General features: G+C 52.4%; 14 protein-coding genes and 1 pseudogene. All 15 read left to right on the plus strand.

Features of this window, described 5'->3' with window-relative positions; genetic code table 11:
* The first annotated feature begins 1 nt into the window (after position 1).
* Positions 2 to 352 carry a hypothetical protein gene (locus IM267_RS13610; protein WP_131636756.1) on the plus strand — a complete coding sequence of 117 codons (351 nt, stop codon included), beginning with the start codon at positions 2 to 4 and terminating at the stop codon, positions 350 to 352.
* Position 353: 1 nt separating this feature from the next.
* Positions 354 to 938: a hypothetical protein gene (locus IM267_RS13615; protein WP_131636755.1), complete on the plus strand. Its 585-nt coding sequence runs from the start codon at positions 354 to 356 to the stop codon at positions 936 to 938.
* Complete coding sequence (locus tag IM267_RS13620) at positions 935 to 1,345, plus strand: phage tail terminator-like protein (RefSeq protein ID WP_032665998.1); 411 nt, start codon at positions 935 to 937, stop codon at positions 1,343 to 1,345. The genes IM267_RS13615 and IM267_RS13620 overlap by 4 nt, the downstream gene beginning before the upstream one ends.
* Positions 1,346 to 1,410: 65 nt before the next feature.
* The gene (locus IM267_RS13625) at positions 1,411 to 2,091 is read left to right on the plus strand and encodes a phage tail protein (RefSeq protein WP_032666000.1); all 681 of its coding nucleotides are present in this window, start codon (positions 1,411 to 1,413) and stop codon (positions 2,089 to 2,091) included.
* Positions 2,092 to 2,135: 44 nt separating this feature from the next.
* Positions 2,136 to 2,486: a phage tail assembly chaperone gene (locus IM267_RS13630; protein WP_193033580.1), complete on the plus strand. Its 351-nt coding sequence runs from the start codon at positions 2,136 to 2,138 to the stop codon at positions 2,484 to 2,486.
* A 62-nt stretch (positions 2,487 to 2,548) separates the two neighbouring features.
* Positions 2,549 to 2,797 (plus strand): DUF1799 domain-containing protein, encoded by a 249-nt coding sequence (locus IM267_RS13635; protein WP_060460419.1) that lies wholly within the window; start codon positions 2,549 to 2,551, stop codon positions 2,795 to 2,797.
* Positions 2,798 to 2,835: 38 nt separating this feature from the next.
* Entirely contained in the window at positions 2,836 to 5,790 is a 2,955-nt protein-coding gene (locus IM267_RS13640) for a phage tail tape measure protein (RefSeq protein WP_193033581.1), read from the plus strand.
* A gap of 56 nt (positions 5,791 to 5,846) precedes the next feature.
* A complete protein-coding gene (locus IM267_RS13645; protein ID WP_131636752.1) occupies positions 5,847 to 6,233 on the plus strand; it encodes a hypothetical protein in 387 nt (128 codons plus the stop codon).
* An 85-nt stretch (positions 6,234 to 6,318) separates the two neighbouring features.
* Positions 6,319 to 6,669 (plus strand): phage tail protein, encoded by a 351-nt coding sequence (locus IM267_RS13650; protein WP_022651622.1) that lies wholly within the window; start codon positions 6,319 to 6,321, stop codon positions 6,667 to 6,669.
* Positions 6,669 to 7,439 carry a phage minor tail protein L gene (locus IM267_RS13655; RefSeq protein WP_165498404.1) on the plus strand — a complete coding sequence of 257 codons (771 nt, stop codon included), beginning with the start codon at positions 6,669 to 6,671 and terminating at the stop codon, positions 7,437 to 7,439. The genes IM267_RS13650 and IM267_RS13655 overlap by 1 nt, the downstream gene beginning before the upstream one ends.
* A 12-nt stretch (positions 7,440 to 7,451) precedes the next feature.
* Positions 7,452 to 8,183, plus strand: a complete 732-nt coding sequence (locus tag IM267_RS13660) for a C40 family peptidase (RefSeq protein WP_131636750.1) — start codon at positions 7,452 to 7,454, stop codon at positions 8,181 to 8,183.
* Positions 8,171 to 8,767, plus strand: coding sequence for a tail assembly protein (locus tag IM267_RS13665; RefSeq protein WP_131636749.1), 597 nt, complete (start codon positions 8,171 to 8,173; stop codon positions 8,765 to 8,767). The genes IM267_RS13660 and IM267_RS13665 overlap by 13 nt, the downstream gene beginning before the upstream one ends.
* A 133-nt stretch (positions 8,768 to 8,900) precedes the next feature.
* Positions 8,901 to 12,167 carry a DUF1983 domain-containing protein gene (locus IM267_RS13670; RefSeq protein WP_370551736.1) on the plus strand — a complete coding sequence of 1,089 codons (3,267 nt, stop codon included), beginning with the start codon at positions 8,901 to 8,903 and terminating at the stop codon, positions 12,165 to 12,167.
* A gap of 3 nt (positions 12,168 to 12,170) precedes the next feature.
* Positions 12,171 to 13,139, plus strand: coding sequence for a DUF6453 family protein (locus IM267_RS13675; RefSeq protein WP_131636747.1), 969 nt, complete (start codon positions 12,171 to 12,173; stop codon positions 13,137 to 13,139).
* A 61-nt stretch (positions 13,140 to 13,200) separates the two neighbouring features.
* A pseudogene (locus IM267_RS13680) lies at positions 13,201 to 13,695 on the plus strand (phage tail protein); the annotation flags it as partial.

The raw sequence follows: 13,695 nt of genomic DNA on the forward strand, positions 1-13,695 counted from the left end.
TATGGCGATTGATTACCAACGTATGCAGGCCAGAACAACGCGCATGCTCAGGCAGAACGGAGCGTTATACATCGTCATCCGCAAGGGTTCAGTAACGGTTATCGGTGGAGTCGAGCATAAAACGGATGATGTTCAGTTCACTGCGATCGGCGTTAAAACGGAATACACGCCAGGCGAAATTGATGGATCGGTCATCGTAAACGGTGATGTTCGAATCGTCTTTACCGCAGAGCAGGAAATTAAAATCGGCGATGTGGTTGATATAGACGGCACAGCCTACCGCGTTGTGAACCCCAACCCTGCAAAACCTGCCTCGCTGGTACTCTGCTACAAAGCGCAACTGAGGGCTTAACATGGGCGAGAACACGGCATTCCTCGCTGAAATCACAGCCTTCGTCAATAAGGCCAAAGCGAATCAAGAAGCTGTGGTGCGCGCCGTCGGCATAAAAATACTAAACCAACTGGTGATGATGTCCCCAGTGGGCAATCCGGAGTTGTGGGAAGTTAACCAGACAGCCGTTTCCTATAATCGCGCTGTTTACGACCATAACGAGGCGCAGCGGGCAAATCCCGACAACCTGACCAAAACCGGGCGACTGAAGAAAAAAGCCCGGGTGGTGGATGGGATGGATATCAAAGCACCGCCGGGGTATACGGGCGGACGCTTTCGCGGTAACTGGCAGGTATCGTTTGATGCTCCTACAACTGATGAAACAGGGCGAATAGACAAGACCGGCGACCTGACAAAAGCAGCCGGGAACTACACGCTGTCATTGTTCAAAGTCGGGATGAAGGCCATTTATTTCTGCAACAACGTGCCCTATGCCTACCCACTTGAAATGGGGCATTCAACACAGGCGCCTGGCGGCATGGTTCGCATAACTGCCGCTGAGTTTCAACGCTTCTTTGAGGAAGCCGTAAGAGAGGTGCCCAAGTGATTCCAGATATTGCCGCGGCACTCGCCGCAAGGCTTGGTGAATGGGCTGATGCAGAAGGTATTCAGGTTGCATGGGAGAACGTGCCGTTTACACCCCCTGCTAACGAGATGTACCTGGCCGTTCACGATATGCCCGTTACGCCGCGAACAATCGATCTCGGCTTGCGCTGCCGGACTTATTCTGGCGTGTACCAGATTAATGTCGTGGCGCCAGCCGGCTCCGGCCGTACCTCCGTCGTTGCCCTGGCGGGCAGAGTGGCGGAATTGTTCCCCGAGGGGCTGGAGGTTGAGGGCAGGGATTTCACCTTCTGGATTAGCAGCGAGCCTGGCATATTCCGCGGCATCCCTACACCCGTGTCTTACACCGTTCCAGTAAGTTTCAACTACCGTGCTGATATAAGCACTTAACCCTCAACTTCTATTATTCACCCACAACCGGCTAATGGCCGGTTTTTTTATATGCGAGGTAAAAGATGGCTTTCCATCTACCAAATGGCGCAACGGTATTTGTGGCGCCAGCTTCAGGCAACCCAATTACCATCACGGATATTTCTAACGCAGCAAACGCTGTATTAACGCTCAATGGTGGAACAGTCAAAGTAGGCGATGTCGTTCTGCTGAGTTCCCCATGGACCGCACTGGATAATCTGGTAGGTAAAGTAACAGCAGTCTCCGGCTCGCAGGCAACAATTGGTGGTGTAAACACTTCAAACACCAAAATTTTCCCGACCGGCTCTGGCTCTGGATCCCTCAGGGTGGTTGAGTCTGCTGATTGGGTGCAGATCCCTCAAATCACTGAAGTAGCCGCTGCTGGTGGCGAGCAGCAGTATTATCAATTCCAGTTCCTGGAAGATGACACGCAGCGAAGCCTGCCGACGTATAAATCTGCAAAAACGCAGACTTATACGGTCGCCCACGACTCTGACCAGCCGTTCTACCCGCTTCTGAAAGAGGCCGATCTTGCTGGCGACACTATCGCTGTTTACATGTACGTGCCTAAAGCAAAAGAAACACGTTACTGGTCAGTGGTGCCGTCCTTCTCTGGTGAGCCAAACCCTGTAGTCAACCAGATTGAAACAGTCACTGTCGCGTTTGCCGTACAGTCAAAAGGCACCACATTCTACAAAGACGCAGACACCACTCCGGGCAGCTAACCATTCACTTTCCAGCCCCGAAAGGGGCTTCAAGGATTTTTATTATGGCTACAAAATTTACGTTAACCCCTAAACCAACTTTTAAACTTTCGGTGAGCATTCCACGCCCTGGTGAAGACGACGGGGTGGTTACTCTGATTGTCCGCCATAAAACCCGAAAGCAGTTGAAAGATATGGAAGATAACCTGAAGCGTGCCGCCGAACTGGTGGATGGCAGCGCCGATCAGGTAGATGCTCCCCTGAATTATCTGGCTGAAATTATTGAAAGCTGGAATATCGACAGTGAATACAACCGGGATAATCTTGCGTTGCTGCTTGAAAATTATCCCCGTGCTTTCGACTCCATTGTTTCCGCTTATACGAAAGAGTTGTACGCCGTCCGCGAAAAAAACTGATAGCGCTTGCCGAGGCGTGTTTTACGCCTGACCCCTCCGCTGAAGAATTAGCTGCATTCAGCATGACCCTGGACGATCTGGACGATGTTGAAATAGACGTCCTCCCTGATGTGTGGCCAGCATTCTGTATTTTCAGAGACATGTTTACACAATGGAGAACTGGTATCGGTGGGGTGACCGGGCTGGACTATAACGTCTTGCCCTGGATGATGAGGATTCACGGTATCGACGACGAGGCAGGCGCTTTACAGGATGTGAGAGTAATGGAGGCCGCAGCCCTCCGAACCATCCATAAAAATCAAAATCATTAACCCGGATTACCCGGGTTTTTTATACCCGGAGATACCGAATGTCTGATATCGCAACGATCTCCCTGAAAGTAAATACCAGTGAACTGGAGCGAGGGAATCAGGAGCTTGATAAATTCCAGGCAACAGCTGCGGGTGCTGCTCAAAAGGCGGATAATCTTAACAGTGTTTTTCGGGCTGGCGCTCAGTCGGGTAAGCAACAAAACCAAAGCCTGAAGGAGCAGCAGCAGGAATTACAGAACCTCCTTAACCGAATCAATCCCACCAATAAAGCATTCGAAGAGCTTGATAAGATCTACGCGCAGCTAACGCAGGCCAATAAAAAAGGTCTGCTGCCCACAGAGCAATTCCGCGATTATGGTGCGATACTGGACGACACCAGAAATAAGCTCCAACGCACGCACATGACCCTCACGGAAGAAGGACGTACGCTGCTCGAACAGGAGGCCTCAGCGAAACGTGCAGCGCAGGCGGGAGAGGCGTTCGTTGCTTCATTGCAGGAGCAGGCTTCAGCAGTAGGGAAAACTCGCGCTGAAATTCTGGAAATGAAGGCTGCTCAGTTGGGTGTAGCTGACCAGTCTGCACCGTTCATCTCAAAACTGCGGGAACAGGAGGATGCATGGAGGCGTGGTGAAATTAGCGCTGGTCAGTACCGTAACGCAATGCGCCAGTTACCGATGCAGATCACCGACGTAGTGACCTCTCTCGCCTCAGGTATGCCGGTGTATATGGTGGCCATCCAGCAGGGGGGGCAGATCCGCGACTCCTTTGGAGGTGTTGGTAATGCGCTGAAGGCTGTTACGTCATTGATAACACCTGCGCGCATCGCTATCGGTGGACTCATTGGAACATTGGCACTGATGGGGGCTGCGGCTTTTAAATCATCCGAGCAATTCGATCGGGCGGCGTCATCAGTGTTGCTGATGGGGGGCGCAGGTTTCAAATCGCTTGAACAACTGAATTCAGTTGCAGCGAGGGTTGCATCGGAAACCGGTAATTCAGTCTCAGAAGTCACTGATACCTTGATCGACCTGAATAATCAGGGGAAAGCGAGTGGCCCTGAAATGGAGCGGATCGCAAAGGCAATGCTGGTGATGAAGGACGCCGGCATTGATACCAAAGACTCCATGGCAGACTTTGGTAAGATACTTAAAGATCCAATTAAAGGGCTGGCGGAACTCAATGAAAAATACGGCTTCCTGACAGAAGCTGAAATGAAACATCTGATCCAGCTTAAACAGACGAAAGGAGAGCAGGCCGCGGTTACGGAGGCGGTAAGCCTTATTGCTGGCGTTATGGAGGAGCGCAGCAACAGAGTCGTCGAAGCTACTGATAATATTGGCAGGGCATGGAAAACTGTAAAAACAACTGCATCAAACGTGTTTGAGCAGATTGGGGTAACTCTTCGCGCCTGGGCCAATCAGGTGATCGATATTTTTGAATTAGTAAAAGCATCGATTAACGACCTATTTCTCAATATCACTTCTCTGGATGCCAAATTTACCGGGACGATCGCTGGTTGGGCTGAAAAAATACCTGGTGGGGGTGCCTTAGCTAATTTCCTCGGCATGGATGTCGCGGCTATGAAAAAGGCCGGGGCTGATGCTGATAAGGAAATTGAAGCGAACAAAAAGCGCTATGACATTTTGTGGAAGCGCATCACCGCACCTAATGCGCAGGCAAATTATGAAGCTGAAGCTCGAGGTTCTGGTGTAACGGGAGACGGGGGAACCAGCAGAGAATCCCGTAGCGCAGTAAGTAAGCTTGCTGACGAATCAGAAAGAAAAGTAAGAGCTGATAGGATCAGTATTGATGCCGCAACCCGAATGCTTCAGGAGTCTCGACAACGCCTGGCGGTATTGCGTCAACAGTCAGTGCAAACGGAATCAATGACTGATGGTGAAAAACGGTTGTTGGCTTTCAATCAGCAAATTGCTGATCTCAAGGAGAAGAAACTACTCACAGCTGATGAAAAATCTATTCTTACGCACCAAAAGGAAATTCGGCTGAGCCTCGAGAAAGAGGCCAGTTTATCCCGGCAGATTGAGCATCAGAAAAAGATGAATGATCTGATGGACAGTGCACAGAAGTTGCAGCGTCAGCAAGAGGCTAAACGTGCCGAGGTTGCTTTACTCGCTACAGGGGTATCATCTCGAGATGCTCAGAGAGGGATGGAACTCGATCGTATCGAGAAAGAGTACTCTCTAAATCCTAAGGCTCAGGCGAAAGCGCTTTCTGAAATGCGCAAAACCTATAAAGCGCAGGACTCGCTTGAACAGAACTGGCGAGCTGGTGCTGTCAATGGGCTGAATGAATATCTTCAGACGGCGCAGAACGTTTATTCCTCAGTGTCGCAGGCAGCGCAAACTGCCCTCGGGGGTATTTCCGACATGATGACCAGCCTTGTTACAACAGGAACGGCATCTTTCAGACAGTTTGCGGCATCCATCCTCAAAATGATTGTTGAGATCATCAACAGATTGCTTGTGGCTTGGGCGGTACAGAAAGCCATGGGATGGATTACTGGTGATGTCAGTACCGGCAATACACCCAGCGGAGCTTATACCAATGCGGCGAGTTCTGGTGTTAGTCTTTTCGACTCTGGTGGATACACTGGTGACGGCGGAAAATTCGAGCCAAAAGGCATCGTTCACGGCGGTGAGTTTGTATTCACCAAAGAGGCAACGTCTGCATTGGGTGTAGGTAATCTTTATGCGCTGATGCGTAACGCTAAGGGCTATGCAGATGGCGGGTTCGTTGGTCGTGCTCCAATGTACGGGTTAAACAGCAGTTCTGGATCCGGTGGCGGTTCTGCACCCGTAATCAATACTGTCGTAAACGTTGACGCCAACGGGAATGCTACTGCGCAATCCAGCAGTTCTGGTGATGTTATGGGGCGTGCTCTTGCTGATGAAATGCAGAATGCAGCCGCAAGGGTTATACAGAAGCACCTTAAGCCTGGAGGCATGATCTACAACTTTAGTAAAGGCAGGTAGTGTTTACGTCATCCCCTGGTTAATATGATGATAACCATAAGAATCAGGGGATGATTGTGTTTAAAAAAATCTTTAAGAAGATCTTAAGAACCATTGGGCTATTACTGCTTCTGGTTGTGGTGATTATTATTGCAGCGCTGGTTAACAAACCTTCAGAACAAGAAAAGAAGCAAAAAGAAGCCAAGGAACTTACGGATAAAAAACTAGATGAGCTTCGCAATGCCTGTGAAGCTTACGTAAGGATGTCAGTCATTAACAAAAGCACCTTGGATATGTCGGTGTTTGGCTCGAACAGATGGCTCGGTGATGACGGTAAGTTTTACGCCACGCAGGAGTTTAGCGCCAAAAATAAATTTGGACTAGAGCAGAAATTCAGGGCCGAATGTATTGAAGACAAGGATGGGAAGACTGATTACCGGCTTGTAGAAATGAATGGAAGTTAAATCAAAATGGTCTGATAACTCTCACTCCCATGCTTTCAACCAATATTAAGCCTCGCACATGCGGGGCTTTTTTTATGGAGTAAATATGGCAGTTGAAACATATAGCTGGCGCTCTCAGCTCGGTGCTGGCGCGATTGAATATAGCCAGGCAGTTCGCGCGGCGCAGTTCGGCGATGGCTATGAGCAAGTGGCCGATAACGGTATTAACTCCACGGCTATTCAGGTCCCTATGAAGCACACGGGCAACGAGTCGGAAGTGGACAGGATTCGTGATTTTCTCCTCGCTCATACCGTGAAAGCTTTCATCATTACGCCGCCAGGCGAAGAGAAGGGGCTTTACCGCGTCGTAGCCGATTCCGTTCGTAAAACGCAGATCAGCAGCAAAGTTGCTGAGTTGACGTTCACCATCAAACGGGCTTACGGAGTGTACGCATAATGGCATTAGTCGATCAGGCGGCGATGCTGGCGCCGGGTGGCAGGGTCCGCCTGGTTGAAGTTGACGCCTCAGAGTTCAGTGGCGGGATCCACCGATTCCACTACGCACCTTTCCCCCATACACCCGAAGAGATCGATGTTGCCAATGGAGATGAACAAAAGCTCGGACCCAAGCCAATCGTCTTCGGTGGCAACACCTACGATTTTTGGCCGTTTCAGGTTTCAGGCCTGGAGCTTTCAACAGACCAGGCGGCGGAGCCCACCCTGAGCGTCTCAAACCTTGACGGCCATATCACTGCGCTGTGCCTGCAATTTAAGGACTTGGTTAACGCAAAAGTGAGCATTATCGATACCTATGCGGTCTATCTCGATGCCGTAAATTACCCTGGTGGCGTAAACCCTACAGCTGATTCATCAATGTTCACACTTCAGACCTTCTGGCTTGACACCAAAACCTCCGAAGATGATGAGGTGGTTACCTGGGCACTCAGCAGCCCAGCCGATTTGCAGAGCCTTGTGATCCCCACCCGACAAATCACATCGCTTTGTGAATGGGCGCTGCGCGGTCAGTATCGCAGCGGCGATGGATGCACCTATAACGGCACTGCGTATTTCGACGCTAAAGGGAATCAGGTATCAGATCCTGCCCTTGATGTGTGTGGCGGTTGCCTCAGTGACTGCCGTAAACGATTTGGCGCTGGCCTGGCAGACCCTGACGCGGCAATCCTCGATTTTGGTGGCTTCCCGGCAACCGTTCTCTTCACCCGATAACCGGACGTACCAATGAATAAAACCATAATGGCAGCTATCCGGGCGCATGCACTGGAGGAATCCCCGCGTGAGTGCTGTGGCTTCGTTATTCAGTCTGGCCGTCGCCAGCGCTACATTCCCGTGCCGAATACGCACGAAAATCCGACAGAGCATTTTCGCATCGACGGCGAGCACTGGGCTAACGCCGAAGATATCGGGACGATTATTCGCGTCATCCACTCCCACCCGGGTGACGGTGCCCGGCCTATTCCGTCCGATCTCGACCGCCAGCAGTGCAATAACTCCGGCGTGATCTGGGGTATTTACTCACCTGACAGCGATGAATACGCCGAGATAATGCCGGAGGCGGTGCCGCTTATCGGACGTCCGTTTATCCTGGGCTCGAATGACTGCTGGGGGCTGATTATGGAATGGCACGCCATTCAGGGCGTCACGCTGAACGATTTTCGCGTCGATTACCCGTGGTGGGAAAGCCAGTACCCGGACAATCTCTATTTCGAAAACTGGGAGCGGGAAGGATTCGTCGAGTGCGATCCGGCACCAGGCTGCATGGTCATCATGCAGGTTGATTCGGATAAGTGGAACCACGCGGGCATCATCACTGAAGAAGGTGAACTGCTCCACCACCTTTACGGCCAGCCTTCATGTATTACACCGTATGCCCGCGGCTATTTCAAAGACCGCACGATGATCTGCGTTCGTCACAAAGACCTGCCACAGGAGATTAAGCCATGGCGCGTTTAATCACCATTCGTCTGTATGGCGCCCTGGGCGCCCGGTTCGGGCGCGTGCACAAACTGGCAGTGCAGACATCTGCCGAAGCGGTAAAAGCCCTGTGCATCAATTTCGACGGGCTGGAAGACTATCTGATGAATGCCAAAAAAAACGGCATGACCTTTGCCGTGTTCCGCGGGAAAAGGAATATCGGCACTCAGGACTTCCAGGAGTTGACAGGAGACAGTGATATCCGCATTGCGCCGATTATCGAAGGTTCGAAAAAAGCCGGATTGTTTCAGACCATCCTCGGCGCCGTGATGGTGGTTGCAGGACTCGCCCTGGGTCCGGCTGGTTGGGGTGTTATTGGGGCGACTATGGCTGGTGGGCTAATTGCTGGTGGCGTCAGCTCCATGGCCGGTGGCGTCTACCAGATGCTATCTCCACAACCAAGCGGTTTGCAGATGCGCCAAGATGCTGACAATAAACCAAGTTACGCCTTTGGCGGTGCGGTTAATACCACAGCAATGGGAAACCCGGTCGCGCTTCTCTATGGCGTCCGCGAGATTGGCGGCGCCATCATCAGCGCTGGCATAGTCGCCGAAGACATCTGATAACTCCTTTCTGAATATCAAGCACCCAGTCGGGTGCTTTTTTTATGGATGTAATATGGAAGCGATCACTGGTGCAAAGGGTGGCAGCCAGAAACAGCACACACCTGTAGAACAACCTGATTCGGCGCAGTCAATGGCGCGCTGCCGCATGCTGCTGGCGCTCGGGGAAGGTGAGTTTGCTGGAGGTCTGGATGCGACCAGCATTTTCCTGGACGGTACGCCGCTGGGAAACGCCGACGGAACGATGAACTTTGAAAACGTTTCCTGGGAATTTCGGCCGGGAACACAGACCCAGACACCGATTCCGGGTTTTCCCGCAGTGGAGAACGAAACTACGGTTGGCGTATCTCTGACGAAAGCCACGCCCTGGACGCGCGCGCTGAGTAACACCCAGATTGACGCTGTGCTCGTTCGCATTGGTATTCCGGGTTTGCAGCAGCAGGAAAACGACGGGGATATTGTCGGCACTACCGTAAAGTACCATATCGATCTTGCTGTAGATGGTGGTGCGTTCTCTACGGTCATGACAAGAACCGTGACAGAGAAACTCAGTTCTCTCTATGAACTGACCCATCGCATTAATCTTCCGAAAGCCAGTACAGGCTGGCAGATCCGCGTGGTACGCGACACCGACGACAGCACCAGCCAGATGTTGCAGAATAAAACGCAGGTACAGGCAATCACTGAGGTGATTGATGCGCGCCTGCGTTATCCCCATACGGCGCTGCTGTATGTGTCGTTCAACGCCAAATCGTTCAACAATATCCCGAAGGTTTCCTGTAAACCTAAGGGGCGCATTATCCGCATCCCTTCGAATTACGGTCCGATAGCCAGAACCTATAGCGGCACATGGGACGGGACGTTTAAGTGGGGCTGGACGAATAACCCAGCATGGATCTGGTTCGATGTGCTCACTGAGCCGCGTTTCGGTCTTGGCCGACGCGTCACGGCGCAGATGCTGGATAAGTGGGAGCTTTACCGTATTGCCCAGCGTTGCGATCAAAAAGTACCTGACGGGAAGGGTGGTGACGGTACCGAGCCGCGCTTCATGTTTGATGTCTACATCCAGTCGCAGGCTGATGCGTGGCAGGTAATCAAAGACATCGCCGCAGGGTTCAATGGCATGACGTTCTGGGGCAACAACATGTTCAATGTTGTCTCGGACATGCCGGCAGATACGTCGAAGCTGCAAATCCTTACCCGCGCTTCGGTGGTGGGCAAACCGGTTTACTCGAGCGGCAGTGAAAAGACCCGCTACTCCAGCGCGCTGATTAACTTCAGCGACCCTGACAATCACTATCAGGACCGCACAACAGCGGTGATGTTCCCGGACCTGGTTAAGCAGTTCAAGTTTAAGCAGACGCAGATCACCGCAATCGGCTGTACGCGCGAGAGCGAAGCACAGCGCCGTGGCGGGTGGGCGGTGTATTCCAACTCACTCGACCGGATTATTACGCTACAGACCGGGCTTGATGGCTATGTCTACGTGCCGGGTACCGTGTTTGCATTTGCTGACGAACGCCTTTCGGGGCGTGTTTATGGCGGGCGTATAACCGGATATAACGCCGGGTTGAAGGCTGTGACAACCGATCGGGGAACCAGTGCCGTTGCGGGTGACGCACTGATGATCCGCACACGGGGCGGTACCGTTGAAAGCAGGGTGATCCAGGCCGTAAACGGCACGCAGCTGGTGGTCGCCACGCCTTTCACGGCAGAGCCGTTACCCAACGCTGTATTCGTCATCGATGCCGGGCAGTTGCGCCTGCAATACTTCCGCGTTACGAACCTGAGATTTGATGATGAAGAAAACACCTTCACAATCACCGGGGCCGAATATAACGCATCAAAATATGATGCGGTCGATAACAATGCCCGCCTGGACACGCCGCCAATCAGTCTGATACCAACCGGCCTCGTTAACCAGCCGACCAATATCGCGGTAGCGAGCTATGACGCAGTGCGCCAGGGGCAGCGAGTGGCTACCCTGACGGCATCCTGGGATGCGCCGGTCGACAAGAACGGCAAACCACAGGCGGATGTCATAGCCTATCGGGTGCAGTGGAAGCGCGGCGACAATGAGTGGGTTAACGTACCGGAGACCGGTCTTCGCAATATCGAAGTGCCTGGCATCTTCGAGGGGGATTATCTGGTCCGCGTACGTGCGATCAACTCTGGCGGTGCATCAAGTCTCTGGGCAACTTCTGCACTTACCCACCTGAAAGGCCGTCAGGGAGATGTGCCAAAGCCAGTAGGCTTTAAGGCGACAGATGATGTTGTCTGGAACATTGCGCTCAGCTGGGGATTCCCTGCTGATTCCGGTGACACAGAGTATACCGAGATACAGCGTTCCTCGTCTGATGACCATTCAAATCCTCAACTGCTTTCCCTGGTACCATATCCGCAGTCTAACTATCTTCATGGTCCAATGCAGGCAGGCGTTCGCCAGTGGTATCGTGCGCGACTCGTTGATCGCATTGGAAATGTCGGGGCATGGACTGACTGGATTACGGGGGTAACTAACCAGTCAGCAGCAGACCTTATTGGCGATATCGATGATGCTGTCCGCGATTCTGATGCGTTCAAGAATATATCCGAGGGCGTGGATACTAACCTCGAAGGCATTCTGCAAAACGCGCTGGCGAACAAAGGGACTGTGGATCGCCAGTTCCAACAACTGGGGCAGGTAAACGCCGAAATCCTGACTGTGAAAACAACGATCGCCACAGTTGACCAGGCGCTTGCGCAGCTCACAACCAGCGTTAAGGCTCAGTTTGGTGAAATCAATTCCCAAATCCTTCAGCAGCAGACAGCCATCAGTGACAACACAAAAGCTATCTCGTCTCTCGATACATACGTGCAGTCACAGGTTGGCAGTCTGACGGCGGCTGTCAACCAGAAGATGAACGCAGAGGTGACCAGCGACGGCACTGCCAAAGCGTCATATACGCTGAATCTGGGTATTGTCAGAAACGGGGTGAAGTACAACACCGGGTTTGGGATGTCCATTGAACCATCTGGAGGCTCATACAAATCGACAGTGGTATTTGCTGCCGATCAGTTCGGCATCTACTCAGGAAGCGATCCGGGTAACTATCAGGCTGCGTTCTTTGTTTTCAACGGTCAGGTGTTTATCCGTTCTGCATTTATTCAGGATGGGAGTATTGATAACGGTAAAATCGGTAACTACATCCGTTCGAACGATTTTCAGTCTGGAGCGAAAGGTTGGAATATTCCAAAAGACGGCTCGCCTGAATTCAACAACGGCACTTTCCGTGGCTCGCTGTATGCGTCCAGCGGTAATTTTGCCTTCAACGGGACCAATAACACGGTCGTCATCAACAACAACGGTATTACCGTCAATATCCCTGGCGGTGGCCGTATCGTCGTTGGCTCATGGTGATTTATGCCTTCAGGACTTTTAATCGATCTCAATGATGGCGGTAAGCCGATGGAAATCACCGCCGGATTACGCTGCCCCACTTATGGCGGCGCCATTTCCGGCGGTATCGGAAAAGTTAATACCGCGACGGTCGAGGGTTACGTTTCGGGTTCGAATGTTATTTTCATTCCCACTCAGACGGTAATCAGCGACGAGGGGATATTCAAGCTGGACAGCGTCACTATCTCCGGCGCGAACGTCACGCAGAACTGGAGCGGGAATTCAAACCCCGGATTTCCCAATCCGCAGCGCGTGGCGTTCTCCGGCACACTCTGGCAGATCCTGCCCGTAAGCCAGAACTCAAACGTTGGCCTTCTCGTTCAGAACAGCACCGATTTTACTGCGATCACCACGGCGTCAAGGGTCGGGTACTGCATCTACAAAGCCAGGGTAACTGTCGGTACCTCCGGCTGGGTTACTCCGACCATTGCAGGATTTGATCGCAGCAAATACCTGGTCTGCTGTAAGTGGAATAGCCCTTACACGCTGGACTATGACGGAAATCGGCTGCTGTTTCTGAATGATGGATCAAACACGGAAGACCAGCCCATGAGCGGCACCGTTGATGTGGTCATCTTCGCGGGAGGCGTTTCGCCGGTGGCCGCGAATCCCGGATTTAATATCTATAACGCCGCAGGCCAGTGCACGTTCTCAACTGCGCGGCGCCCGTTCGTTTATCTCGGCGTTAATTTTGTTCCTTCCACGACGGCGCAGACCGTTCCCGGGGGCGGATATGTGCCCGTTGGCCGCTTTGGGCTTAGGGTCCCCAGCTTCGGTGGCGGTCGCATTTATCACTACCACTATGGGCTGGTCATGCAGAACGGGACTCTCAGGGTCGGAAGGGGAGTGTATGTCGGCTGGGCAGACAGGCAGCTGGCGAACGCCGGGGTTACGCCTATTTCACTCCCGGTCATTCCCGATATGTACGTTTAACGACTTCTAACTTACTGAACCTCGCTCCGGCGGGGTTTTTTATTGCTTCAAAGGAGCAACTATGTCCGCAGGAACACTGACTCTGACAAATAATTCAGCCGCGGTAACCGGCAGCGGTACCGCCTTTACCACCGAGCTGGCCGTCGGCGATTTTCTTGTTGTGACGGTTGGTGGCATCCCTTATACGCTCGCCATCAAAACGGTGAACAGCAATACCTCCCTGACGCTGGTCAGTAACTATACCGGACCAACGCAGGGCGGCGCTGCATGGTATGCCGTGCCACGCGTTGCGATGAACCTTGTTACTGCTGCGCTGGTGGCACAAAGCGCCGAAGCTCTGCGTGGCCTGAATTATGACAAACAGAACTGGCAGCGGTTATTCAGTGCATCGGGCAATATAACCGTTACGCTCCCGGACGGTTCTTCATTCACCGGTCCGTCATGGCAATACATGGTTAATACGGTTGCCACAAAAACGAACGGAGCTGTTCCTTTGAACCAGGGCGGGACCGGATCAACAACGGCAGAAGGTGGTCGCACAAACCTCGGTTTGGGA

The organism is Enterobacter cloacae complex sp. P15RS, assembly GCF_014895905.1.
Lineage (GTDB): Bacteria > Pseudomonadota > Gammaproteobacteria > Enterobacterales > Enterobacteriaceae > Enterobacter > Enterobacter quasihormaechei.